The 22,975-nt window shown below is 72.5% G+C and carries 23 protein-coding genes; 10 read left to right on the plus strand and 13 right to left on the minus strand.

What is annotated here, in order from left to right; genetic code table 11:
• Window positions 1–27: 27 nt before the first annotated feature.
• Complete coding sequence (locus ACLBYE_RS10940) at window positions 28–1,989, minus strand: cytochrome C oxidase Cbb3 (protein WP_447694203.1); 1,962 nt, start codon at window positions 1,987–1,989, stop codon at window positions 28–30.
• A gap of 133 nt (window positions 1,990–2,122) precedes the next feature.
• Entirely contained in the window at window positions 2,123–2,875 is a 753-nt protein-coding gene (locus ACLBYE_RS10945; RefSeq protein WP_447694204.1) for an SDR family NAD(P)-dependent oxidoreductase, read from the minus strand.
• A 111-nt stretch (window positions 2,876–2,986) separates the two neighbouring features.
• Here ACLBYE_RS10945 and ACLBYE_RS10950 point away from each other — a divergent pair, with 111 nt between their 5' ends.
• Window positions 2,987–3,880 carry a LysR substrate-binding domain-containing protein gene (locus tag ACLBYE_RS10950; protein WP_447694205.1) on the plus strand — a complete coding sequence of 298 codons (894 nt, stop codon included), beginning with the start codon at window positions 2,987–2,989 and terminating at the stop codon, window positions 3,878–3,880.
• A 10-nt stretch (window positions 3,881–3,890) separates the two neighbouring features.
• Here the strand turns inward: ACLBYE_RS10950 and ACLBYE_RS10955 are convergent, their stop codons facing one another.
• Window positions 3,891–4,832 carry a 2-hydroxyacid dehydrogenase gene (locus ACLBYE_RS10955; RefSeq protein ID WP_447694206.1) on the minus strand — a complete coding sequence of 314 codons (942 nt, stop codon included), beginning with the start codon at window positions 4,830–4,832 and terminating at the stop codon, window positions 3,891–3,893.
• A gap of 104 nt (window positions 4,833–4,936) precedes the next feature.
• Window positions 4,937–5,224 (minus strand): hypothetical protein, encoded by a 288-nt coding sequence (locus ACLBYE_RS10960; protein WP_447694207.1) that lies wholly within the window; start codon window positions 5,222–5,224, stop codon window positions 4,937–4,939.
• Between the two features lie 160 nt (window positions 5,225–5,384).
• Between ACLBYE_RS10960 and ACLBYE_RS10965 the strand changes: the two genes are divergently transcribed.
• Entirely contained in the window at window positions 5,385–6,857 is a 1,473-nt protein-coding gene (locus ACLBYE_RS10965; RefSeq protein WP_447694208.1) for an MFS transporter, read from the plus strand.
• 85 nt (window positions 6,858–6,942) lie between these two features.
• Here the strand turns inward: ACLBYE_RS10965 and ACLBYE_RS10970 are convergent, their stop codons facing one another.
• The 3 genes from ACLBYE_RS10970 to otsB form a co-directional block, all read right to left on the minus strand.
• Window positions 6,943–7,944, minus strand: a complete 1,002-nt coding sequence (locus ACLBYE_RS10970) for a glucokinase (protein ID WP_447694209.1) — start codon at window positions 7,942–7,944, stop codon at window positions 6,943–6,945.
• Window positions 7,945–8,061: 117 nt separating this feature from the next.
• Window positions 8,062–8,466 carry a DUF4260 domain-containing protein gene (locus ACLBYE_RS10975; protein ID WP_447694210.1) on the minus strand — a complete coding sequence of 135 codons (405 nt, stop codon included), beginning with the start codon at window positions 8,464–8,466 and terminating at the stop codon, window positions 8,062–8,064.
• Between the two features lie 29 nt (window positions 8,467–8,495).
• On the minus strand, window positions 8,496–9,239 hold the full coding sequence (otsB, locus tag ACLBYE_RS10980; protein WP_091925265.1) for a trehalose-phosphatase: 744 nt from the start codon (window positions 9,237–9,239) through the stop codon (window positions 8,496–8,498).
• 114 nt (window positions 9,240–9,353) lie between these two features.
• Here otsB and ACLBYE_RS10985 point away from each other — a divergent pair, with 114 nt between their 5' ends.
• The gene (locus tag ACLBYE_RS10985) at window positions 9,354–9,863 is read left to right on the plus strand and encodes a DUF427 domain-containing protein (RefSeq protein WP_447694211.1); all 510 of its coding nucleotides are present in this window, start codon (window positions 9,354–9,356) and stop codon (window positions 9,861–9,863) included.
• Window positions 9,864–9,915: 52 nt separating this feature from the next.
• Window positions 9,916–11,139: a serine hydrolase domain-containing protein gene (locus ACLBYE_RS10990; RefSeq protein ID WP_447694212.1), complete on the plus strand. Its 1,224-nt coding sequence runs from the start codon at window positions 9,916–9,918 to the stop codon at window positions 11,137–11,139.
• Window positions 11,140–11,167: 28 nt separating this feature from the next.
• On the opposite strand, the gene ACLBYE_RS10995 is transcribed toward ACLBYE_RS10990, so the two are convergent.
• The 5 genes from ACLBYE_RS10995 to ACLBYE_RS11015 all read right to left on the minus strand — a co-directional run bounded on the left by ACLBYE_RS10995 (window position 11,168) and on the right by ACLBYE_RS11015 (window position 14,697).
• A complete protein-coding gene (locus ACLBYE_RS10995) occupies window positions 11,168–11,779 on the minus strand; it encodes a DUF2147 domain-containing protein (protein ID WP_020090565.1) in 612 nt (203 codons plus the stop codon).
• Between the two features lie 237 nt (window positions 11,780–12,016).
• The gene (locus ACLBYE_RS11000; RefSeq protein ID WP_447694213.1) at window positions 12,017–12,547 is read right to left on the minus strand and encodes an N-acetyltransferase family protein; all 531 of its coding nucleotides are present in this window, start codon (window positions 12,545–12,547) and stop codon (window positions 12,017–12,019) included.
• Window positions 12,548–12,690: 143 nt separating this feature from the next.
• A complete protein-coding gene (locus tag ACLBYE_RS11005) occupies window positions 12,691–12,900 on the minus strand; it encodes a hypothetical protein (RefSeq protein ID WP_012322376.1) in 210 nt (69 codons plus the stop codon).
• A 394-nt stretch (window positions 12,901–13,294) separates the two neighbouring features.
• The gene (locus ACLBYE_RS11010; RefSeq protein WP_012322375.1) at window positions 13,295–13,495 is read right to left on the minus strand and encodes a hypothetical protein; all 201 of its coding nucleotides are present in this window, start codon (window positions 13,493–13,495) and stop codon (window positions 13,295–13,297) included.
• Between the two features lie 98 nt (window positions 13,496–13,593).
• Complete coding sequence (locus ACLBYE_RS11015; RefSeq protein ID WP_447694214.1) at window positions 13,594–14,697, minus strand: helix-turn-helix transcriptional regulator; 1,104 nt, start codon at window positions 14,695–14,697, stop codon at window positions 13,594–13,596.
• Window positions 14,698–15,157: 460 nt separating this feature from the next.
• Between ACLBYE_RS11015 and ACLBYE_RS11020 the strand changes: the two genes are divergently transcribed.
• Genes ACLBYE_RS11020 through ACLBYE_RS11040 form a run of 5 tightly spaced genes read left to right on the plus strand, consistent with a single transcriptional unit; the run spans window position 15,158 to window position 21,018 of the window.
• Complete coding sequence (locus ACLBYE_RS11020; RefSeq protein WP_447694215.1) at window positions 15,158–16,312, plus strand: polysaccharide biosynthesis/export family protein; 1,155 nt, start codon at window positions 15,158–15,160, stop codon at window positions 16,310–16,312.
• A complete protein-coding gene (locus ACLBYE_RS11025) occupies window positions 16,309–17,841 on the plus strand; it encodes a GumC family protein (protein WP_447694216.1) in 1,533 nt (510 codons plus the stop codon). Before ACLBYE_RS11020 ends, ACLBYE_RS11025 begins: the two co-directional genes overlap by 4 nt.
• On the plus strand, window positions 17,838–18,479 hold the full coding sequence (locus ACLBYE_RS11030; protein WP_447694217.1) for a CpsD/CapB family tyrosine-protein kinase: 642 nt from the start codon (window positions 17,838–17,840) through the stop codon (window positions 18,477–18,479). The genes ACLBYE_RS11025 and ACLBYE_RS11030 overlap by 4 nt, the downstream gene beginning before the upstream one ends.
• A complete protein-coding gene (locus ACLBYE_RS11035; RefSeq protein ID WP_447694218.1) occupies window positions 18,476–20,080 on the plus strand; it encodes an O-antigen ligase family protein in 1,605 nt (534 codons plus the stop codon). Before ACLBYE_RS11030 ends, ACLBYE_RS11035 begins: the two co-directional genes overlap by 4 nt.
• Window positions 20,077–21,018, plus strand: coding sequence for a glycosyltransferase family 2 protein (locus ACLBYE_RS11040; RefSeq protein WP_447694219.1), 942 nt, complete (start codon window positions 20,077–20,079; stop codon window positions 21,016–21,018). Before ACLBYE_RS11035 ends, ACLBYE_RS11040 begins: the two co-directional genes overlap by 4 nt.
• Before the next feature lie 4 nt (window positions 21,019–21,022).
• On the opposite strand, the gene ACLBYE_RS11045 is transcribed toward ACLBYE_RS11040, so the two are convergent.
• Window positions 21,023–21,760 carry a class I SAM-dependent methyltransferase gene (locus ACLBYE_RS11045; RefSeq protein ID WP_447694220.1) on the minus strand — a complete coding sequence of 246 codons (738 nt, stop codon included), beginning with the start codon at window positions 21,758–21,760 and terminating at the stop codon, window positions 21,023–21,025.
• Between the two features lie 39 nt (window positions 21,761–21,799).
• Between ACLBYE_RS11045 and ACLBYE_RS11050 the strand changes: the two genes are divergently transcribed.
• Window positions 21,800–22,975 carry a DUF1972 domain-containing protein gene (locus ACLBYE_RS11050; RefSeq protein ID WP_447694221.1) on the plus strand — a complete coding sequence of 392 codons (1,176 nt, stop codon included), beginning with the start codon at window positions 21,800–21,802 and terminating at the stop codon, window positions 22,973–22,975.

A 22,975-nucleotide genomic window follows, 5' to 3' on the forward strand; every position in this document is an offset into this window, starting at 1 on the left:
GGGAGATCCTGAACTCGCGCGGCGGGGTCAGGGCGTCGCGGCCGGCTCGGTCAGGCGATCGATCGAGAGAAGGTAGGCGATCAGCGCCGTCTGCTCCTCCGGGGAGACGCCCGAGCCCGCATCCGCCCAGAAGGCGTGCCCTCTGGCGGTAACGCGGGCGGTGCGCGCTGTATCCGAGGCCGCGTTGGCGGCGATGACCTTCGCCCGCAGGTCCCGGTCGACCAGGGCGCGCAGGCTGTTGGCCGGATCGGGAGCGATGCCCTTGTACAGGGTGCCGGGCACGCCGAGCTGCGTATCCGCGTCGCGGCCGACCGCCACGCCGGAATCGTGCAGGTACGGCGCCGTCCAGGCGAGGCCCACGAGGTTCGGCACCTTGTAGCCGCCCTCCGTGCCCCCCTGCCCCCAGGCGAGTTGCACCTGGGCGAGGGCGTCGCCCGCGAGCGGCACCGGGACGATCACCGGATCGGCCGGGACCGGGAATGGCGTGTCGGCGGCGAACATCGCCGGCGCCGACAGGCGCGCCTCCATCTTGGCGCCCGCCCGCGCCCGCGTCGGCTCGGTGCCGATCTCGGCCTCCGGGACGACCCGGTGGTTGGTGAGCGCCGGGCCGGAATGGCAGCTGCCGCAGCCGGCCTTCTCGAACACCGCGCGGCCGGCGCGGACGCGGTCGGGATCCTGCCCGGCGGCCGGCGGGTGCAGCAGGTTCTGGAAGGCCGACATGGCGTTGTTGGCGTGGTTGACCGGCTCCCCGGGCACGGACGTGAACAGGCCGTTGTCGGTGACGTAGTTGGTCGCCGGATAGGTCGGCAGGACCGCGTAGCTGTTCAGGCCCGGCGAGGCCGGGGTCGGATCGACGCTGCGCAGCACCTCCGACGGGCTCCGGCCACCGTCGGGCCTGTAGCGGAACGCCTCCGTGGCCGCGCCGCGCAGCACGATCCCGAGATACGTCTCGGGATCCATGCCGAACAGCCAGGACGCGGCGGCGGCGAGCTGGGTCGTGTCGGAATTGGCCGCGTGGACGTTGTTGTTGAGCGAGGACAGGCCCGCGAAGGGCCCGATCGCCTCGCGCCCGCTCCAGCTGTAGGGCTCGCCGTGGGCCGAGAAGCTCGACGGGATCGAGGTCGGGTTGGTGACCCGGTCGGCGGACGAGTCGAAGCTGCCCGGCGGCCAGCTCGCCACCTGAACCTTCGTGGCCGCCTCGACGGTAGCAGCGTCCGGGAGCGCCGGCCCCGTGCCGGTCGAGCCGGTATGCTGCGGATCGGCGGGCGGCTTGGCATCGGCCTCCGGCACGCTGGCGTGCATGAAGTAGGCCGAGGAGTTCTTCGCGAGCGCCATCAGCAGCCCGGCATTGAGGTCGGTGTTGGGCGCGCCCTCCACGACCTTGCCGGTGCCGGGATCGACCGCCGCGTGGCACAGGGCGCAGGTGATCCCCATCCGCAGGTGGCCACGGTCGTAGAAGGTCTTGATCCCGATGATGAAGGCGCCGCCCTTCGGCACGTCGAGCCCGGTCGGGACCAGCTCGCCCGCCCGGTAGACGCGGTCGCCGACGCGCACGTCCCTGGCCATGGCAACTTTGAGATCGGTGGTGCCCTGGCCGCCGAGCTTGGCCACCGCCAGGGCGACCTGCGTGGGAGTCAGGCCGCCGTCGAGCATGCCCATGACGTCGGTGAGGAAGACCTCGTTGCCGAACGTCTCCTGATAGAAGGCCTGCCGGCCGCGCTCGACCATGGCGGGATCGATCGCGACCGCACCGCTCTTCGGCGAGAGCTCCTTCCGTCCGGCCTCGGTGCCGCCGAGCCGGTCGGCCTCGGCACGCGAGACGCGGCGTCCGAGGATGTCGAAGGCGGTCTCGATCGGGTAGCGGTCTGGGTTGAGCAGGTCCGCCCGGTCGGGCATCGGCGCGTAGCTGAAGCGGCCGACGCCCAGGGCGACGCCGGCCGCGACGGTCGCCAGCCCGGCGGTGATCAGGATGCGGCGCGGCCAACCCATGAAACCCGAGCGTCCTTCCCGGCGCCCGCCCGCGGAGCGCGGGACCGGAGGGCCAGGCCTTTAACCGGCGGATAAAGCCAGGGTTCACCCCGCCGGCCGGGACCGGGTGTCGCGTCCCGGCCGGCGCGGATCCTCAGATCTGGACCTGCCCGCCGTCGGCGAACAGCTCGACGCCGTTGACGAAGCTCGCCGCATCGGAAGCGAGAAACAGCACCGCCTGAGCGATCTCCTCGGGCCGGCCGACGCGGCCGGCCGGGATCTGACCCGCGAGATAGTCCTTGGTGGCCGCCGCCTGATCGCCGCCGCCGAAGAGCTCGTCGAGGCCGGCGGTCTCGGTCACGCCCGGGCTGATCGTGTTCACCCGGATGCGCCGGTCCTTCAGGTCGAGGATCCAGTTCCGGGCGAAGTTGCGCACCGCCGCCTTGGTCGCCGAGTAGACGCTGAAAGCGGGCGTGCCCGAACTGCCGGTGGTCGATCCGGTGAGCACGATCGCGGCGCCGTCCCGCAGGAGCGGCAGCGCCTTCTGGACGGTGAAGAGCACGCCCTTCACGTTGGTGTCGAAGATGCTCTGGTAGTGCGCCTCGGTGATCGCCCCGAGCGGCGCGAAGCTGCCGCCGCCGGCATTGGCGAAGACGACGTCGATCTGCGCGTGCTTCTGCTGGACCGCGTCGTACAGGCGGTCGATGTCGGCGAGGTTCGCCATGTCGCCGCGCACGCCGGTGATCCGGCCGCCGATCTGCCTCACCGCCGCGTCGAGCGCCTCCTGCCGGCGGCCGGTGATGAACACCGACGCCCCCTCGGCCACGAAGGCCTGGGCGGCCGCGAGGCCGATGCCGCTTGTGCCGCCGGTCACCACCACGACCTTGTCCTGAAACCTGCCGGTCATCGTCGTTCTCCGCTGTTCGGCACCGTGTGCGCCGCTGGTTGGAGACATGCCGCCGGAACGATGATGCCGGTAGTCGGCGGATGTGGCACTCAGCGTTCGACAGGAGGAACGATGATCCGCGCCGACCTCAACGACTATGTCTACTTCGCCGAGGTCGTCGCACACGGCGGCTTCGCGGCGGCGGGCCGGGCGCTGCACCAGCCGAAATCGAAGCTGAGCCGCCGCATCGCGGCCCTGGAGGCGCGCCTGGGCGCCCGCCTGATCGAGCGGTCGAGCCGGCGCTTCCGCGTGACCGAGGTCGGCCAGGGCTTCTACGAGCGCTGCCGGGCGATGATGCTGGAGGCGGACCGGGCCGAGGCGCTCGTCGCGGAGGCGCAGACCGAGCCGCACGGGCGGATCCGCATGAGCTGTCCCACGGGCCTCACCGACATCGTCGCGGCGCGCGTCCGCGGCTTCCTCGTCCGATACCCCAAGGTGCGGCTGCAGCTGGTCGTGACCGACCGGCCCGTCGACCTGATCGAGGAGCGGATCGACGTGGCGCTGCGGGTCCGACAAGACCTGACGAGCGACGCGTCGCTGACGATGCGCACGCTCGGAACCTCGCGCTGGATCCTGGTCGCCGCGCCGCGGGTCGCGCGCGGCCTCGGCTCCGACATCGCCGCGCTCGGCGCGGTCCCGACCCTCGGCACCCGCGACGATCCCGGCGAGGCGGAGTGGCGGCTGGAGCACCGGGACGGCACGATCTTCACCCTGCGCCACGAGCCGCGCCTGACCTGCGGCGACTTCGCCGCGCTCTGCGACGCGGCGGCCGACGGCCTCGGGGTCGCGTTCCTGCCCGACCATGCCTGCACCGACGCGATCGCGGCCGGCCGGCTCGCGCCGGTCTACCCGGACTGGCAGGGTCAGCCCGGGATCGTGCACATCGTCTTCACGACCCGGCGCGGGCTGCCGCCGGCCGTGCGGGTGCTGATCGACCACCTCGCGGCGACATTCCCGAAGCTGTGAGGCGCGCGCCTTAGTATCCGCGCGCCGCGTCGACGCCGTCCGGCACCTGACCGGTCCGCCGATAGGCCCGCAGGTTGGCCGCCACCGTGGCGGCCGCCGAATCCATGTCGGTCGGCCCCGAGACGTGCGGCAGCACCGTCACGCCGGGATGCGACCACAGCGGCGATTCCGCCGGCAGGGGCTCGACCGCGAAGACGTCGAGCACGGCGTGGGCGAGGTGGCCCTTGTCCAGGGCGGCGATCAGATCCTCGGTGACGACGATCGGTCCGCGAGCGAAGTTGATCAGCGCGGCGCCGGGCTTCAGGGCGGCGAGGCGCTCGGCGTTCACGAGCCCCCGCGTCTCCGGCGTGAGCGGCACGAGGCAGACGAGGATGTCGCACCGGCCGAGCATCGCCGGGAGACCGTCGGCGCCGTGGACCGCCTCGAGGCCCGGCACCGCCTTGGGGCTGCGGCTCCACCCGACGACGCGGAAGCCCGCCCCGGTGAGCCGCTCTGCCGCGGCGGTCCCGAGCGCCCCGAGGCCGAGCAGGCCGACCGTGGTGTCGGTCGGCTTGCGGTAGGCGTGCGGGCGCCAGACCCGGTCCCGCTGCTGGCGGGCGTAGGCCGGCATGTCGCGCTGGAGATAGTAGGTCCAGGCCAGCACGGCCTCGGCCATGGTGCGGGCCATCTCGCGGTCGACCAAGCGGACGATCGGCAGCGGCCGGTCGAAGGCGCCGACGAGCTTCTCCACCCCGGCCCACAGGCTCTGCACCCAGACGAGACCCGGCAGCGCCGCGACCTCGGCCGGATCGGGGTTGGCCACGACGGCGACCCGCGCGGCCGCCCGGGCCGCCTCGTCCATCGCCCGGAACGGGATCAGGCGCTCCTCGGGCATGGCTGCCGCGAGGATCCGCAGGTACTCCGCCTCCTGAGCCGGCCCCTTGCACCCGACCAGGCCGATCGCCTCCGCCATCCGCGTCCTCCGCACCGTACCGCTCCGCCCGTCCACGCGCGGGCGAAGCAGGCGCTGTGCCTGACGGGATCCGGATCGTCGAGATGGGTCGGGCGCCGGCGCGGTCAGCGCGCCTCGATCAGCGCCGGGTAGACGAGGCGGACGTTGCGCCGGTCCTCGGGGATCGCGGTCTCCGGCCGCTTGCGGATGCTGCCGGTCGTCGCCGCCACGACGGGCTCGGTCGGCCGCAGGCGCCAGCGCTCGGCCGCCTGGATGGCGACGCGGGGCTTGGGCCGTTCGAGGTGCCGGTCCGCGCCCTCGGTGGGGGCGGTCGCGAGCCCGCCGAGCGTCATCGCGGCCAGCAGGGCGTAGCGGGGCCAGGATCGGCGAGACCGGGTGGAGCAGGAGAGCATGGGAGGGGCACCGCGTGAACCTCCCTGTTCTGCGCCGCGCCCGTGAAGACGAAATCGAACCGAATCGATTTCCAACCCGTTCCCAACACCTGCCTACAGTCGCGGTAAATGCCCGCTGTCCAGGCACGGTTAAACAGGTGAATCGGGAGGACACGCGGACATGGCGAGCAAGGTCGAGGGGGGATCCGGGACGCCGGAGCGCGCGGAGATCGGCCGCGTGATCGACACCGACATCTCCGCGCGCCTGGACCGGCTGCCCTGGGGCCGCTTCCACGTCCTCGTGATCGTGGCGCTCGGCATCACCTGGGTGCTGGACGGCCTCGAGGTGACGCTCGCCGGTTCCCTCGTGGGCGCGCTGCGCCAGCCGCCGATGTCGTTCTCGGAGTTCGACGTCGGGCTCGCCGCCTCCTGCTACCTCGTGGGCGCCGTGACCGGCGCGATCGGCTTCGGCTGGCTCACCGACCGGATCGGCCGGAAGAAGCTGTTCTTCATCACGCTGGCCCTCTACCTCGTCGCCACGGCGGCCACCGGCCTGTCGTGGAACATCTGGAGCTTCTGCTTCTTCCGCTTCCTCACGGGCGCGGGGATCGGCGGCGAGTACACCGCGATCAACTCGACCATCCAGGAGTTGGTCCCGGCCCGGGTCCGCGGCTGGACCAACCTCGTCATCAACGGCTCGTTCTGGATCGGCGCGGCGCTCGGCTCGTTCATGTCGATCGTGCTCCTGAAGCCGGAGGTGATCGACCCGGCCTGGGGCTGGCGCGTCGCCTTCTTCACCGGCGGCGCCATCGGCCTCGTGATCCTGCTCCTGCGCACCTGGATCCCCGAGAGCCCGCGCTGGCTCGCGACCCACGGCTACGCGGCGGAGGCCGACCGCGTCGTCACCGGCATCGAGAAGCGCTTCACCGACGAGGGCGTGACCCTGCCGCCGGTGGACGAGAGCAAGCGCATGAAGGTCCGCACCCGCGACCACACCCCGCTCTCCGAGGTGTTCAAGGCGCTGTTCGTGACGAGCCGCAAGGAGACCATGGTCGGCCTCGCGCTGATGATCGCGCAGGCCTTCTTCTACAACGCGCTGTTCTTCACCTACGCGCTGGTGCTGGAGCGCTTCTATCAGGTGCCCGGCAACCACGTCGGCTGGTACCTGCTGCCCTTCGCGCTCGGCTCGTTCCTCGGCCCGCTGCTGCTCGGGCGGCTGTTCGACACGATCGGTCGGCGCAAGATGATCGCCTTCACGTACGGCATCTCGGCGCTGCTTCTCGCCGGCGTCGGGCTGCTGTTCCGCCTCGAGATCCTCGGGCCGGTCGGCCAGACCGCGGCCTGGATGGTGGTGTTCTTCTTCGCCTCGGCGGCGGCGAGCTCGGCCTATCTCACGGTCTCCGAGACCTTCCCGCTGGAGATCCGGGCGCTCGCCATCGCGGCCTTCTACGCGGTCGGCACCGGCATCGGCGGCGTCTCGGGCCCGCTCCTGTTCGGCACGCTGGTCGAGACCGGCTCGCGCGACTGGGTGCTGTTCGGCTACGGCCTCGGCGCGGTGCTGATGCTCATCGCGGCGGTCGTGGGAGGCATCTGGGGCACCGCCGCGGAGGGCAAGTCCCTCGAGGAGGTCTCGAAGCCGCTGGCGGCGGCCTGAAGGCGGGCCCGCGGCGACAGCGGGACGCGCGCGGAGCGGAGCCGTCCGGCCTCGCTCCGCACCCGGCCGACGCCGCCGCGGGCGCTCACGCCCCCTTCCGCCACACCTGCCCGTGGTAGACGAACTTGGCGCCCTCGTTCGCCAGGGCCGCCAGGCCCCGGAAAGCGGGGTCGTGGACCGTGATCACGCTGGTCGGGATCCGGCGCATCATGGCGGCGAAGGGCGCCTTCTTCTCGAAGGCGTCGCGGAAGCCGCTCTCCTCGAGCACCTTGAGGATCCGGGGCGCGATCCCGCCGCCGATATAGACCCCGCTCGTCGCCAGGAAGGTCAGCGCGAGGTCGCCGCAGACGCGTCCGAGCACCCGGCCGAACAGCGCGAGCGTCTCCGCGGCGTGCGGATCGGTGGCGTTCAGACCGGCCTCGGTGACCGCGGCCGGCTCGATCTTCTCGTGCGGCTGCCCGGTCCGGACATGGGCGACGGCCGCGTGGAGCCGCGACAGGCCCGGTCCCGACAGCACCGTCTCCACGGTGATCCGGTCCTCGACCCGCTCCAGCGCGTGCCAGACCTTCTCCTCGAAGGCGTCGGCCGGACCGATATCGGTGTGGCCGACCTCGGTGGAGACGATGGCGAGATGCGCCGCATAGGGGACCAGCGCGGCCGCGCCGAAGCCGGTCCCGGGGCCCAGCACCACGCGGGCGCCGCCGGGCACGGGGGGACAGGGCCCGACCGGCGTCAGGTCGTGGGGCTCGATATCGGCGGCGCCGGCCGCCACCGGCACGTAGTCGTTGACCACCGTCGCCGAGGAGAGCCCGAAATCCTCGGCGATGCGCTGGCCCGCGATCTTCCAGTGCGCGTTCGTCAGCTGGATCTCCGGCCCGTCGACCCGGCCGGCGATCGCCAGGATCGCCGAGCGCGGTGCCGGGCCGCCGCCCTTGGTCAGCGACGCCTTGATGGCGCTCGACGGATCGGGATGGTCGGCGGTCGCCTCGTGCGCGAGGAGGCGGGGCTGGTCGCCGGACTTCTCGATCAGACCGAACCGCGCGTTCGTCCCGCCGATGTCGCCGACCAGAACCGGAAACTCGAACATCGCAACTTGCCTCTGCTCTCTGACCCGCCGCGACGGGACTCGCGTCCAGCACGGCTCCGGCGATTCATCGGCCGCGCGACCCCGCGCGGGCAAGTCCCAATCGGCGGCGTCCGCCGCTCAGGATTGCGCGATCGTCTTGTCACGCGGCCGGCCGATCACGCCGAGATGGGTATCGCCGAAGCCGCTGCCGTATTTGAGACCGTATCCGAGGGCGCGGTCGAGGCCGATATGGGCCAGCCAGATGAGCACCGGCCCGACGGCCTCGGGACGGCCTGAAGCGATCGCCAGGGACAGGCCGACGAGCGGCAGCGCGAGCGTGTGGGCCGCGTTGTAGAGCACGGCGCCGACCACGGGACCGGCCGCGTAGCCCAGCATGCTCAGGTCGGGGACGAAGAGCAGCGCCGCGAAGAGCCACCACGACGGCCCGAGCCAACCGTAGGCGAGCAGGGCAGCGACCAGGATGCAGCCCCCCTCCAGCCGCAGCAGCAGGCGCGGCCAGCCCGTGACGGAACGCCCCGACATCGCGACCTCCCCTTATACAGCGCGGCGCGTCAGGCCGGCGGCAGCGCGTCCGGGTCGATCGCGCCACCGGCGGCCCAGTTGCTGAGCAGGGCACGGACGGCGGCGGGGTCGGGCAGGCGCCGCCGGGCGACGGTCTCGCCGTCACCGACGCGCACCGCGACGCCGCCGTCCTCGTTGATCGACGCGAAGGCGATCTCGTCGGTGCGGTCGTCGCCGAAGAAGACGGGGACCCGTCCGGCGTAGGGTGCCTGCGCCATGAAGGCGCGGATCGCGTGGGCCTTGGTGGCCTGCGCCGGGACGATCTCGCCGACCGCCTTGCCGAGTTGCAGGCGGTATTCGGCGCCGAGCGCCTCGGCCGCGCCCTTCACCAGTGTCTCGGCCCGCAGGGCATCGTCCGGGTTCGCGAGCCGCCAGTGGACCGCCACCGAGGCGCCCTTGTCCTCGATCAGGACCTGCGCCAGCGCGGCGGTCTCGGCCTGCAGGCGCGCGACCTGCCGGCGCAGATCCGGATGGTCCTCGGCGCGGCCGCCCGTGAGCGCGCCGGCGACCCGGCGCTCGACGCCGTGGAGACCGGCCGCATCCAACCGGGACGGCGCCAGGAAGCCGTCGATCACCGTGACCGGCCGGCCGGTGACGATGGCGAGGGCGCCGTCGAGGCGCGCCCGGAGCCGCTCCAGATCCTCCACGAGACCGGGCTCGACCCGCACGGCGTCCGGACGCGGCGCGATCTCGGCGAGCGTGCCGTCGAAGTCGAGGAAGAGGGCGATGTCCATCGCGGGCGATCCCGGGCTCGAGTTTCGGCGACGGGCTAGCACGGGCGCGCCGGACGACAAACGCCGGCCGCAGTGCCCTATCTGGATCCGCACCGGCACAGCACGAGGTTCTCCATGCGCGGATCGCCCTTTCGGCCCGTTCCCGATCCCATCGGACCGGGCGAGGAGAGCGTCTGGGACTATCCGCGGCCGCCCCGGCTCGAATCCGTCCCGGACCGGCTGCGGGTCGTGCTCGGCGGCCGCGTCATCGCCGAGACGGGCTCCGGGTTCCGGGTGCTCGAGACCTCGCACCCGCCGACCTACTACCTGCCGCCCGCCGACATCGCGGACGGGACGCTCGTGAACCGGCGGCGCGGCGGGATCTGCGAGTGGAAGGGACAGGCGGTCCTGTTCGACGTGCACGGCGGCGACTGTCTCGTGCCCGGGGCGGCCTGGGCCTACCCGGATCCGACCCCGGATTTCCGCGCGATCGCCGGCTACGTCGCGTTCTACGCCGGCCCGATGGACGCCTGCTTCGTCGGGGCGGAGCCGGTGATGCCGCAACCGGGAAACTTCTACGGCGGCTGGATCACGCCCGGCATCGTCGGTCCGTTCAAGGGCGGTCCCGGGACGATGGGCTGGTGATTTCGTCCCCCGCCCCTTCTACGTTCGCGGAAAGCCACGACGAGGAGACCGCATGAGCGCGCTGACCGAGACCGATCCGACCGGCGCCGGGTTCAGCCCGGAGGGGCTCGCCCGGATCGTGCCGTGGATGGACCGCCTCGTCGGCGACGGCCGGCTGGCCGGCCTGTCGGTCACCGTGGCGCGGCGCGGGCGCATCGCCTTCGCGCGCGCCTGCGGGCAAGCCGACCTCGCCCGGGCAACGCCGTTCACCCTCGACACGGTCACCCGGATCTACTCGATGACCAAGCCGCTGACCTCGGTGGCGGTAATGCAGCTCTACGAGCAGGGCCTGTTCCAGCTCGACGATCCGATCTCCCGGGTCCTGCCCGAGTTCGCCGAGATGCGCGTCGCCGCGGGCGGCAACCGGGCGAAGCTCGAGACCGACCCGGCCCGCCGGGCGATCACCGTGCGGGACCTGCTGACCCACACGGCCGGGCTGACCTACGGCTTCATGGAGGCGACCCTGGTCGACGCGCAGTACCGCGAGCAGGGCGTCGACTTCCTGGCGCGCGAGGGCACCCTCGCCGAGATGACCGCGCGGGTCGCGAAGCTGCCGCTCCTCGCCCAGCCGGGCAGCGCCTGGAACTACAGCGTCGCCACCGACGTGCTCGGCCAGTACGTGGCCGCCCTGACCGGCCGCCCGTTCGCCGACCACCTCCGCGAGGCGGTGATCGGGCCCCTCGGCATGGTCGATACCGACTTCCACGTGCGGTCCGAGCTGATGCCGCGCTTCTGCGCCACCTACGCGTACGACCGCGCGCGGCAGCTGCGCCTGTTCGACGATTCCGTGGACACGGCCTTCGCGCGCCCGCCCGCCATCGCGTCGGGCGGCGGCGGCCTCGTATCGACGGCGGCGGACTATCAGCGCTTCTGCCGGATGATCCTCAACCGGGGCACCCTCGACGGCGCGCGCCTGCTGGGCCGCAAGACGGTCGACCTGATGCTGGCGAACCACCTGCCGGGCGACCTCGCGGCGATGGGCACGCCGCGCTTCGCCGAGACCGCCTACACCGGCATCGGCTTCGGCCTGGGCTTCTCGGTGATGCTCGACCCCGCCCGGGCCCAGATCCTCGGCACGCCCGGCGAGGTCGCCTGGGGCGGCCTCGCCTCGACGGCGTTCTGGATCGACCCGGCCGAGGACCTGTCGGTGGTGCTCATGACGCAGCTCGTCCCGTCCTCGGCCCTGCCGATCCGGCGCGAGCTGCGCGTCCTGACCTACGCGGCCCTGGCCGACTGAGGGCCGGCCACGCGCGGGTCCGCGCCGGTCACTCCTCCTTGGGCGCCTCGGCGGCCGGCTTCTGGGCCGGCTTCGCGCCGGCCTTGGCGGTCGGCTTCGGGGCGGCGGTGGCGTATTCGGGATCGCTGCGCGGACCGTTCGCACCGTTGGTCGGGCCGGGGAGCTGGCCCGGCGCGAGATCGGTCACCTTGGTCCAGGTCTGCGACTTGCACAGGAACGCGATCAGGCAGCCGCGCACCGTCAGCTCGCCGGCCGTCTCGGTCCAGATGGTGACGTCGTAGGACTTGCCGTCCTCGGAATTGTAGATCTTGCCCTCGTAATGGGCGTCGGCATTGGGCTTCAGGCCCAGGATCAGCTGGTGTCCGAGGGACGGCCGGGCCTGCTTCTTGGGATCGGGGTTCTTGAAGTCGATCCGCGGCTCGCCCTTGTCGTTCAGCGGGACCTTCAGCCAGACCACGTATCCGCAGAGCCGGTCACCCGCGGTCCCGCACTTCTCGAGGCGCACGCGCGCGCGGCCGTCCTCGGTGAGATAGGTGCCGCTGGGATCGGTCGGCGTCTTGGCCTGGGCCGTGCCCGCCAGCGCCGAGAGCGCCAGGATCGCGAGCGGCGCAACCCGGCGACCGATCGATGTAAACCGCATACCCGAACTCCCATCCCTCGCGAGTCGTGATGGAGCCTTGACCGCCCGTCCTCGCGTGTGCCGCTTCCGCGCAGGAAGGATCGCTCCCTCCGCGTCATCGCGCCCGCGCCGAGAACCGGACGGCGTGCGCGTCATGCCCGCCCTCTCCCGCGCGAAGTTGTCCGCATCATGACAACTCAGCCGGGGCTCTGGACGGGAATCGACCCGGCGATACTGGGATCGGCGCGCGTTGGACGGTCAGATCCGGGTCGGCGGAAGGCTGCGGCCGGGTCCGAGGCTGCGCTGCATGAGCGTCACGTCGAGCCAACGCCCGTGCTTGTGGCCGACTCCCGCGAGCGTTCCGACGGGCGTGAAGCCGAGGCTCGTGTGGAGCGCGATCGAGGCGGGTGAGCCGCTCTCGGCGATGATGGCGACCAGGGTCCGGCAGTCGATCTGCTCGCTCGCCGCGATCAGGGCGGCGAGCAGGCGCCGGCCGACCCCCCCGCCGCGGGCCGTCCGGGCGACGTAGATCGAATCCTCGAGGGTCGAGCGATAGGCGGCGCGCTGGTGATAGGGGCCGGCATAGGCGTAGCCCGCGACCGCGCCGTCCCGTTCGGCCACGAGGTAGGGAAAGCCGCCCGCGCGCAGCACCTCGAAGCGGCGCGTCATCTCGGCCAGCGTCGGCGGCTCCGTCTCGAAGCTGGCCGTGCTGGAGGCGACGGCGTCGCCGTAGATCGCCGCGATGGCGGGAAGGTCGGCCTCCGTGGCCGGGCGTATCACGTCTGTCACGGCCGCAGGTTACGCGAGGCGGCGCGGCTCCGGCAATCTGCCCCGCACGAGCCGGGCGCGGCTCGATCCCGCGGACGGTGGCGGAGCCTCGGCGGGACCGGCGCCTCGGCGCAGATCCCGCCGAGGCGCGAGGATGCGATGACTTACTCGGCGGCGGACATCTCGGCCGTGAAGTGGCCGCACCAGTCCTTCGAGGCCACGACCGGCCAGAGACCCTTCGACTCGGGGGCCGGCTGGCTGACCGGCGGATTGAAGCGGCAGAGGCCCTCGTCACCCTTCGCCTGGGCACCGTTGAGCTTGTGATCGTCGAAGAAGCGGCAGCTTTCGCAAGCGGCATTCGCGGAACCGGCCATCGGGTCTCTCCATCGGGTATCTCGGAGGGAGGGGACCGCCTCGGCAGCGCGCCCTCCACAGTTCTTAATTAGAATAGCTCGAAAGTAAGGTCAACGGCCGGCTTGCGCGGGGCTTGCGGGCGGGGGGCCGAGCGCGACGCGGTGCGAAAGGGTGGAGCGAGGGCGACTGGAGACGTGGACGCGCGGGCGGTCCGGGTCGGCGGGCGCCGCGCCGACGGTCCCGTCATCTGGGTGAGAAGGTCAGGTGCCGCGCGAACCGATCTCGCTGGCGCCATGGCCCAGAACGCAGCGAAGCCGGATTCCGCTGGGAATCCGGCTTCGGAGAAGCGGCGATGACTTGGTCATCACCCTCTGGTCGATCCGATCGCCGTCAAAGTAGACGGCGTCGGAACGGTCAGCCCTGCTTGGCCTTCTTGTTGGCGTTGTGGTGACCGATCGCGCAGCCCGCGGCCGCGCCCATCTTGCCGTGTCCGGCCATGTGCCCGGCGACGCCGCCGACCACGGCGCCCTTGAGGCAGCCCTTCGCCTGTGCGGGCGCGCCGGCCAGCAGGCCCGCGACGGCCAGGGCGGAAACGAGTGCGATCCGATTCGTCATCGAGGCTTCTCCTGTCGTTCCTGCTGCAACGGGCGGCCGGCCCGACCCGTTCCGGCGCCGACCCGACAGGGCCGCCCACCTCTCGGGACCGTGACCCGTCAGCGCGCGAGCCCGGCCACGAGCCGCACGAGATCCGACTGGCGCGTCGCTCCGGTCTTGGCGAAGATCGCCTTCAGCTGCGAGCGGGCGGTCGCCGCGGTGATCGCGAACCGCGAAGCGGCTTCGGCCAGCGAGATCCCGCTCGACAGCGCCTGGGCGAGGCGCGCCTCCGCCGGGGTCAGCCGATAGGCCGCCTGGAGGATCGCGGTCGCGGGCGGCGCCGGGGCCCCGGGCACGCTCCCGAGGAGCAGCGTGCTCGCCCCGGCGAAGAGGCCGCGGCTCGGCCCGACCAGCGGCACGACGTGGATCACGAGCGGCGGCCCGTCCCGTCGCGCCGCGACGACCGCCGAGATCGGCGGCCGGCCGGAGGGCCGCGCCAGGGCTTCGAGCTGCCGCGCGGCATCCGGATCCTCCGCGGTGAGGCGGCCGCCGGAGAGCTTCAGGTCGCGCCCGAGGAGGGCGCCGAACGCGTCGTTCCAGCGGAGCGCCCGTCCGTCGGCGTCGAGGATCAGGGCGGCGCGGTCGATCAGCTCGAAGGCCTGCGTCAGCCCCGCGAGCCGGGCCCGCTCGACCATCGACGTCAGCAGGCCCGCGCGCTGCAGGAGCGGCGACAGGGTCGCGAGGCGCCGCTGCTCGTGCGGCTCGTACGGTCCCTGCTCCACGGTCCGCTGCAGGGAGAGGCACCACAGGCGTCCCTTCACGGAGAAGCCGATCCCGGCGAACCAGCGCAGGCCGCGGGAGGCCAGCAGGTCCTGGTAGAAGGGCAGGCGCGCGATCTCCTCCGGCGTGGTGAAGTCCTGATCGACCGCGATGCCGCGCGTCCGCATGAGCGGGACGCCGCGGAGGCGATGGTCGTCGCGGTGCCAGCCCTCGTCGAAGTAGCGGCGCGAGGCGTCGGCGAGGGAGGCGGTGCAGAGCGATTCGAGGCCGGTCCGGTCGGAGCGCAGCAGCAGGGCGCCTTCGCTGCCGGAAGCCCGCACGACGCGCTCGGCCAAGTCGGGCCAGCGCGCGGGATCGATCACGGCCTCCTCGAGGTCCTCGCGGAAGCCGGACTCCAGGTCGTCGTGCAGGCGGGCGAAGAGATCCGGCCTCACGCCCGACATGTGACGCGCCTCCGCCGCGCCGGATACTGGCGCCCCGCGCCGGCTCGCCGAACTCTCGCCCCTACTCGGTACGGCTCCATACCGTCGAACTATAGATCACGTTCTTAAATCCCGGCAAGCATCCCTCGATTTACAGGTTTAGATCGGCGGGAGGGTGCGCGGGACTTGTCGGGAGACGGCACCGCCGCCTCGGGATCCGCGCGCCGACCCGCCGGCGGCGGGATCGACGGCGCCCCGGCCGCGCGCGCCGGCTCGGCCTGCGCCGGAACCCGGCCCCCCTCTGCGGGCCGGGCCGCGCCTCAGCACTTTGCCACGGCTTGCCAGACACAACTTCTGATAGAGTTGCCGATAGCCGGGTTCAAGCCTCGTTAACCAAGCTTGGCGATTGTATCGCGGTGCGCGGTTCGATCACGAGTTGTGATGGGACGAGCGCACTCGAGCAGGATGCGGCTGAAGGTCGATGGCGTTTACCCTGTCTGCGTTCCTCGGCGTCGCGCGCCGGCGCCCCGGCCGGCCATCCGGCGCCGCGGCGGTCGCGCTCGCGCTCCTCGCCTGCGCGCCGCTGCTCGCCGGCTGCAGTTCCGGCCGCCCGCAGAGCGCGGCGCGCTCCGGCCTCGACGTGGCTCAGACCGGCTCGGTCACCGAGGGCCTCCCGGCCGCGCTGGTCGCGGCCGCCCAGGAGGAGGTCGGGCGGACCATGCGCCTCGGGCTGGCGAACTACCGGCTCAACGTCGGCGACAACCTGGAAGTCTCGTTCCTGATCGATTCCAGCGTGGTCCAGCCGACCTACCGCCTGAACCCGAACGACGAGTTCGACGTCGATTTCCGCACGCACCCGGAATACAACCGCACGGTGATCGTCCGGCCGGACGGCCGGATCTCGCTGCCGGGCAAGAACGGCATCAAGGTCGCGGGCCTGTCGCCGGAGGCGGCCGCCGCGCTGATCAAGAGCACCTACGACGACGTGCTGATCGACCCGGTCGTCACCCTGATGCTGCGCCGGTTCCGCACCGTGACCGACGATTTCCGCGACCTCACCCAGCGGGCCGACATGGGCCGCGTGAAGGTCCTGGCGATCGAGCCGGACGGCAAGATCAACCTGCCGATGGTGCCCCCGGTGCAGGCGGCGGGCCGGACCGTCCACGAAGTCATGGGCAGCCTGAACGCCGCCTACAAGCACCAGCTGGCCTCGGTGACGACCAGCGTCCGGCTCGCGAGCCTCGTCCCGGCCAACACCATGGTGTTCGGCGAGGTCCGCGCCCCGGGTCCCGTTACCCTGCAGGGGCCGCGGACGCTGGCGCAGGTCCTGGGCTCGGCCGGCGGCGTCCTGCCGACCGCGGCCGGCGAGGCCGTGCGGATCATCCGCTTCGATGCGGAGGCGGCCGGCAGCGTGCGCATCGTCGACATCGGCCAGCCGGGCTTGGCGGACTCGATCGTGGTGCCGCCCAACGCCACCGTCTACGTGCCGCCCTCGCTGCTGGCCAAGACCGCCCGCGCGGTGGACCTCGTGGTGCGCCAGATCCTGCTCTTCAACGGGACCGGTTTCGGCGTGAACTACATCACCGGCCCGTCCGCCAGCACCTCCACCAGCGCTACCGTGAGGTCCGGCACGTGAGGCAGAGCGACCTGACCGCCGCCGACGCGGTCGAGGGCCCGGCCTTCGACCTCCGCGACGCCCTCGCGGCCCTGTTCCGGCACATCCGGCCGGCGCTGCTGATCCTGGTCGCGGCGATCCTCGGCGCCGGGATCTACCTCCTGCTGACGCCGGCCGAGTACACGGCCGACGCCAAGCTGATCATCCGTCTCGGCCGCGAGAAGGCGGGCGCCCCGCTCCAGGGCGGCGCGAACCAGAACTACATGTTCTCGGAGCGCGCGCAGAACGTGAACAACGAGATCGAGATCCTGCGCGATCCCAGCATCGTGCGCGACGAGTTCGCGACGCTGAAGGCGATCACCCCGACCGGCGACCTCGGGCCGCCCCCGGCGGACTGGACCGACTGGCTGATCTACCAGGGCCGTCAGGCCGTGCGGAGCGCGAAGGCGGTCAAGACCTGGATCGTCGACACGGTGCGGATCCCGTTCGAGGCGGTGGGCCTGCTGCGCCACCTGACCCCGGACGAGAAGCTCTACGAGGCGTACCTCGCGGCGTTCAAGGTCGTCTTCGTGAAGGAGACGGACGTGATCCTCACGGGCTTCACCTGGACGGACCCGCACTTCGCCGCCCAGGCGCTGAACCGGCTGCTCGACGCCTACAAGCGCCGCCACGTGGAGGTCTACGCCGACGAGACTCCCGCCTCGTTCTACCAGAGCAAGCTGGAGCGCGCCCGGGCCGACCTCGCCGCCATCGACGCGCAGCTCTCGACCTACCTCAAGGGCAACAACACCGCGAGCTTCGAGATCGAGCAGCAGAACGACCTCGGCACCCTGGCCGACCTCGCCAAGCAGAAATCGGCGGCGCAGATCGAGCGCGAGGTGGTCGAGACCCGGCTCAAGCGCACCCGCGAGGCCGGCCCCGACCGCTGGCAGCCGACGCCGCCCGACGCGGACCCGACGGTCACGGCCTTCGACCAGCGCTGGGCGGACCTGCGGACGAAGCGCGCCGAGCTGGCGGTGCGGTTCCGGCCGACCGCCCCCGAGTTCGTGAGCCTCGATCGGGACCTCGCCGCCCTGGCCCGGCAGAAGTATCAGGCGCTCCTCGCCGCCGACACGGCGAAGCTCGCCATCCTCGCCGAGAAGATCCAGAGCATCACGGGGATCGAGCAGAGTCGCCGCCGGGCCGCCATCGGCCAGAGCGACGCCGCCCTGGCCTACGGCCGGCTGACCCAGCAGAAGGGCCTGCTCACCGACGAGATCACCGAGACCCAGAAGCGGATCGACGCGCTGAAGACCGGCACCGGTCTCGACGCGCAGGCCGTCACCTCCTCGGCCCTCGTGGCGCGCGCCGTGCCGCCGCGGCTGCCCTCCGGCCCGAACCGGCCGCTGATCCTCGGGCTCGCGGCCGGTCTCGGCCTGCTCGCCGCGCTGGCCTACGTCGCCCTCGCGGAGATCCTGGCCCAGACCTACCGCAGCGCGTCGGAGGTCGCCCGCTCGCTGCGGGTGCCGGTGCTGGCCGCGGTGCCGCTGCAGACGGGAGCCGCCGCATGATGGCCGCCGCCATCGCGCCGAAGATCGATCCGGCGATCCTGGAGCCGGCCCTCGTCCAGCTCACCCGGCACGAGGCGCGCGTGCGCCGGGTCGGCCTCACCGCGGTCCAGCCCGGCGAGGGCGTGAGCACCCTCGCGCGCGAACTCGCCGGCGCCTACGCCCGGCGAGGCCGCAGCGCCGTGCTGATCGAGGCGAACTGGTCCCGCCCGTCGCTGGCCGAGGCCTACGGCCTGACCGGCCAGCCGGGCTTCGCCGACATCGTCGCCGGCACGGTCGCCCCGAGCCGCGGCGTCCACCCGGTCGCCGACAACCTCAGCGTCGTGCCCGCGGGCAGCCCGTCGGCCATCCGCCAGGCGACCCTGGACGACGGCCGCGTGGAGGATTTCCTGGCGCTCGTCGACGACCGCTTCGAGCTCGCGATCGTGGATTGCGAGCCGATCACCGAGATCGGCGACGCCGCCGCGCTCTCCCCCTTCGTGGACGGCTTCATCGTGGTGATCGGCGCCGAGCGCACCCGTCGGGCCGTGGCGCAGCGCGCGCTCGCCGACCTCAAGGCCGCCGGCGGGGCGCCGCTCGGCGTCGTCCTCAACCGCACGCGGCGGCCGATCCCGCGATGGCTCTACCGGTGGCTCGGATGAGCGCGGCGCCCGTCCGCGCGCTGCGGGTCCTGCCGCTCGCCGGGATCGGCTTCGCGGCCGCGGCCGCGGCGATCGCCCTGAGCGCGGCGCCGCTCAAATTCGCCGTCGTCGGCCTCGCGGCGGCCTTCGGCGGGGTCGGCGCCCTGATCGTCGGGCGGCTCTATCGCCTCACGCCGCTCCTGCTCGTCGCCCTCGCGGTCGGGCTGACGGTCAAGCTCGACGTCAGCTTCCTCCAGCATTTCGAGGCCGTCGGGCAGTACCTGCCGAGCATCGGCGGCGGCGCCGGCCTGACGGTGAGCGTCGCCTTGCTGGTGGCCGTGGCGCTGATCGTCGCCAAGCTCACCGGCCTCGGGGAGGACGCCCCGGGCCTGCGGCTCGACCGGCCCCTCGTGCTGACGCAGCTCGGCTTCCTGATCGCGGGGCTGCTCTCGCTCTCCAACGCCACCGACCCGGCCTATCTCTGGTTCGACACGTGGCGCTTCGCCGGACTCCTCCTGGTCTCGGTCGCGGTCTCGAACCTGTCCGAATCCGACATCCGGACCCTGGCACTGGCGATCTGCGCCCTCTGCCTCGTCCAGACCGCGGTGGCGGGCCTGCAATACGTCTCGGGCTCGGAACTCGGCCTGTCGGTGCTGGGCGAGGAACAGATCGTCGAGGAGAACATCAACTTCTCGGCCCAGCGCCGCGCCGGCGGACTGAAGGTTCACCCCAACATCCTCGGCTACTACTACGAGTTCGTCTGGCCGCTCGCCCTGGCGCTGGCGCTGTCGCGCGGCCCGCTCCTCCTGCGCCTCGCGGGGGCGGCGGGCGCCGCCTCGGCCCTGGTCGGCGTGGTCCTGACCCTGTCGCGCGCGTCCTGGCTGACCTTCCCGATCTCGGCCGCCCTCCTGATCCTGCTGGTCTACCGCGACCGCCTGTTCTCCCGGACGAGCCTGATCGTCTTCGGCCTGCTGACGGTCGTCGGCGCCGTCGCGGCGCTCTACGCCGGCCCGCTGATCTGGGAGCGGCTCACCGCCGACGACGGCGGCTCGGCCGCCCAGCGCGGCCCGCTGAACGCCGCGGCCCTCGCCCTGTTCGGGCAGTTCCCGATCTTCGGCGTCGGCCTGAACAACTTCGGCAACCAGTTCGCGGTCCTCGACAGGACCGGCCTGTCCCGGCTCGCCGGACTGTTCGACCGGTCGAACCACGTGGTGCACAACCTGCACATCCTGATCCTCACCGAGGTCGGGATCGTCGGCTACACGGCCTTCGCACTGGTCTTCGGCATCGGCATCGCCCGGGGCTTCCGCGCCGCCCGCCGCGCGCCGGTGGGCGATCCGCTCGCGGCGATCGCGGCCGCCTGCGCGGTCGGCCTGATCGCGCACCTGCTGCACGGGCTGGTCGATCCGGGCTTCCGCCTGAATCTCGGCATCGCCGAGCTGCTCTACACCGGCCTCGGGCTGATCGCCGGGGTGCGGGCGGCGCAGCGGCGCAGGGCCGTCGCAGCGTCCCGGGCGGTGGCGTCGACGGGCCCGATCGGCGCGGCGGGCGCCCCACCGGAGCGGATCCCCTCGCCGTCCGGGCGTCGCCCATCCCTCGCAGCGTACGGAGACCGTCCGTGAGCGCCGTCAGCCTCAGCGTCCTGATCGTCACCTACAATGCCGGCCGGGACATCGAGACCTGCCTGGACCTGCTGGCGGCGAGCCGGGTGAGACGCTCCTACGAGGTGATCCTCGTCGACAACGCCTCGACCGACGGGACGCCGGAGCGCGTCGCGCGGGCGTTTCCCTGGGTGCGGGTCATCGCCGAACCGACCAATCACGGCTTCGCGGGCGGCAACGCGCGCGCGCTGGAGCACGCGCGCGGCACCGCGATCCTGCTCCTCAACCCCGACGCGTTCCTGCACGACCCGGACGCGCTCGCGGGCCTCCTGGACCATCTCGACGGGCATCCGGATGTCGGGGCGGTCGGCCCGCGCCTGACCTTCCCGGACGGGACGCATCAGGTCGGCGACGCCGGCTACGAGCCGCGCCCGCTCTCGATCCTGGTGCACGCCGCCGGCCTGTCGGGCCGCCTCGGGCTGCGCGGCCTCTACCTCGCCGGCCGCCAGGCCAGGGGGGCGCGGGCCCTCGACGTCGACTGGATCTGCGGGGCCTGCCTGCTCCTGCGCCGCTCGGCGATCGCCGCGATCGGCGGCCTGGAGAGCCCGATGTTTCTCTACGGCGAGGACGTGGACTGGGGCTGCCGCCTGCGCGATGCCGGCCTGCGGGTCGCCTACCGCCCGGACATCGCCGTCACCCATCTCCAGGGCGGCTCGGGAAGCGCCCGCTCGGCCCGCTGGCTCGACGGCTTGGCGGCCATCTACAGCCTACGCAATGCCGGGCGGCTCCTGTCGTCGCCCGCCTTCTTCTCCGGACCGCTCCGGCTCGGCTTCACCCTGCGGGCCGTGGCCTACGGAGTCGCGGCCCGGCTGCGCCGGCAGCCGGACCTCGCCCGCAAGGCCGAGGACATGCGCAGGTTCTCCGGGCACCTGCGCAGTGTTCGTCTCCGACCGAGGTGAACCGTCACGGCCGCTTGCGGATGAACACCATGTGGTAGCCCTTGAAGGGACCCGGCGTGAGCCGGAACAGCAGCTCCCAGAACTTGCCCAGGACGATGTTCTCGCCATGATAGAACGGCTGCCCGTCGAAACTGTAGGTGAAGTGCTCGAACCGGTTAGTTGGGAAAAGCCGCTTCCGCGCCGCCTCCGTGTTCATCGTGTAGAGCGGCACGAACGAGTCGATCTCGACCCGCCGCGGCTCGACGAGGCGCAGCACCCGGGCGTGCAGCCGCTTCGGCACGAGCCGCGCCCCGATCCCGACATAGCCCCAGCGGTTCGGCGTCCAGGCGCAGAGCCAGCCGCCCGGGGCGAGCACCCGGCCGAGCTCCGCCGCGGTGACCTCGGGGTGCTCGATATGCTCGAGGACCGAGAAGGCCGAGATCAGGTCGAAGCTCCCGTCCGGGAATGGCAGCACCCCGTCGTGACCGATCAGCCGGACCTCGTCGGCCGACCGGTTGCCGAGGACCGCCTCGTCGACGTCGCAGGCGACGACCTGGGCGCAGCGCCCCCGGAAGTCGCCGAGGTGCCGCCGCAGTGGGACCGGGTCATCGCTCCACTTGCCGCGCCCCGCGCCGAACTCCATGACCCGCATGTCGGACCGGAGCAGCGCGTTGACGCGCACGATGTACTCCATCCGGTGGTCGTGCCGGGAATAGCCCCCGGCTCCCATCTCCCGGAACAGACGCTGTTCGACCGTGACCATGCCTCAGGCTCCTCTGAACGTGCTGCGCCGACGGCGCATGTGAAATCCGGGGGCTCGGGCGGGCGCCCGGCGGTGGCGATCCTCGGCACCCGCGGGGTGCCGGCGGCGCACGGGGGGTTCGAGACGCTGGCGGAGCGCCTCGCGCTGGAGCTCGTGGCGCGCGGCTGGCGGGTCGAGGTCTATTGCCAGGTGCGCGAGCCGGCGCCGCCGATGGTCTGGCGCGGGATCCTGCTGATCCCGGTCGCCGTCCGGGGCGACGGCGCCGTCTCGACGATCGTGTTCGACCTGAAATGCACCCTGCGGGCGGCCTTCCGGCCGGCCCTGCCCCTCGTGCTCGGCTACAACACCGCGGTGTTCTCGCTGCTCTACCGGCTGACGGCCAAGCGCAGCGTGATGAACATGGACGGCATCGAGTGGAAGCGCGACCGCTGGTCGAAGCCCGCCAAGGCCTGGTTCTGGCTGAACGAGCGGCTCGGCAGCCTGTTCTCGACCCACCTCGTGGCGGACCACCCGGAGATCGCCCGGCACCTCGCCCGCAGGACCTCGGCCGCCCGGATCACCACCATCGCGTACGGCGCCGACCCGGTGCTGGAGGCCGCGACCGAGCCGCTGGCGAAGTTCGGCCTGCGCCCGCGGGATTACGGCCTGCTGATCGCCCGGGTGGTGCCCGAGAACCTCGTGCTCCAGATCGTCCGGGCCTGGAGCGAGGTCCGGCCGGGCCTGCCGCTGCTCGTGCTGGGCAAGCTCGCGGAGTCCGACCCCTACCACCGCGCCGTCCGGGCGGCGGGCGGGCCGGACGTGATCTTCGCCGGCGCGATCTACGAGGCCGAGCGCGTGGCCACGCTCCGCTTCCACGCCCGCTTCCACATCCACGGCCACACCGTGGGCGGGACCAACCCGTCGCTGGTCGAGGCGCTGGGGGCGGGCTCGCCGATCCTCGCCCACGACAACCCGTTCAACCGCTGGGTGGCGGGGCCGCAGGCGCTGTATTTCGGTGACGAGACCGAGCTGCGGCGGGGCATCCTCGGCCTGGTGCGGGCCGGGCCGCGCCGCCTCGAGGTCATGGGCGAGGCGTCCCGTCGCCGCCACGGCGAGGCGTTCACGTGGCGCGGCATCTTCGACGCCTACGAGCGCGTCCTGCGCCGCCAGCTCGCGCCCAGGCGGGAGGGCCGGGAGTCGCGGCCGGCCGTCCGGCGGGAGCACGGGCGCGCGTGA

The sequence above is a fragment of the Methylobacterium sp. A52T genome (assembly GCF_053346095.1).

Bases quoted from the DNA above. Each gene is read 5' to 3' on its own strand.
- ACLBYE_RS10940 (WP_447694203.1), bottom strand. From the start codon at position 1,989: ATGGGTTGGCCGCGCCGCATCCTGATCACCGCCGGGCTGGCGACCGTC.
- ACLBYE_RS10945 (WP_447694204.1), bottom strand. From the start codon at position 2,875: ATGACCGGCAGGTTTCAGGACAAGGTCGTGGTGGTGACCGGCGGCACA.
- ACLBYE_RS10950 (WP_447694205.1), top strand. From the start codon at position 2,987: ATGATCCGCGCCGACCTCAACGACTATGTCTACTTCGCCGAGGTCGTC.
- ACLBYE_RS10955 (WP_447694206.1), bottom strand. From the start codon at position 4,832: ATGGCGGAGGCGATCGGCCTGGTCGGGTGCAAGGGGCCGGCTCAGGAG.
- ACLBYE_RS10960 (WP_447694207.1), bottom strand. From the start codon at position 5,224: ATGCTCTCCTGCTCCACCCGGTCTCGCCGATCCTGGCCCCGCTACGCC.
- ACLBYE_RS10965 (WP_447694208.1), top strand. From the start codon at position 5,385: ATGGCGAGCAAGGTCGAGGGGGGATCCGGGACGCCGGAGCGCGCGGAG.
- ACLBYE_RS10970 (WP_447694209.1), bottom strand. From the start codon at position 7,944: ATGTTCGAGTTTCCGGTTCTGGTCGGCGACATCGGCGGGACGAACGCG.
- ACLBYE_RS10975 (WP_447694210.1), bottom strand. From the start codon at position 8,466: ATGTCGGGGCGTTCCGTCACGGGCTGGCCGCGCCTGCTGCTGCGGCTG.
- otsB (WP_091925265.1), bottom strand. From the start codon at position 9,239: ATGGACATCGCCCTCTTCCTCGACTTCGACGGCACGCTCGCCGAGATC.
- ACLBYE_RS10985 (WP_447694211.1), top strand. From the start codon at position 9,354: ATGCGCGGATCGCCCTTTCGGCCCGTTCCCGATCCCATCGGACCGGGC.
- ACLBYE_RS10990 (WP_447694212.1), top strand. From the start codon at position 9,916: ATGAGCGCGCTGACCGAGACCGATCCGACCGGCGCCGGGTTCAGCCCG.
- ACLBYE_RS10995 (WP_020090565.1), bottom strand. From the start codon at position 11,779: ATGCGGTTTACATCGATCGGTCGCCGGGTTGCGCCGCTCGCGATCCTG.
- ACLBYE_RS11005 (WP_012322376.1), bottom strand. From the start codon at position 12,900: ATGGCCGGTTCCGCGAATGCCGCTTGCGAAAGCTGCCGCTTCTTCGAC.
- ACLBYE_RS11010 (WP_012322375.1), bottom strand. From the start codon at position 13,495: ATGACGAATCGGATCGCACTCGTTTCCGCCCTGGCCGTCGCGGGCCTG.
- ACLBYE_RS11015 (WP_447694214.1), bottom strand. From the start codon at position 14,697: ATGTCGGGCGTGAGGCCGGATCTCTTCGCCCGCCTGCACGACGACCTG.
- ACLBYE_RS11020 (WP_447694215.1), top strand. From the start codon at position 15,158: ATGGCGTTTACCCTGTCTGCGTTCCTCGGCGTCGCGCGCCGGCGCCCC.
- ACLBYE_RS11030 (WP_447694217.1), top strand. From the start codon at position 17,838: ATGATGGCCGCCGCCATCGCGCCGAAGATCGATCCGGCGATCCTGGAG.
- ACLBYE_RS11035 (WP_447694218.1), top strand. From the start codon at position 18,476: ATGAGCGCGGCGCCCGTCCGCGCGCTGCGGGTCCTGCCGCTCGCCGGG.
- ACLBYE_RS11045 (WP_447694220.1), bottom strand. From the start codon at position 21,760: ATGGTCACGGTCGAACAGCGTCTGTTCCGGGAGATGGGAGCCGGGGGC.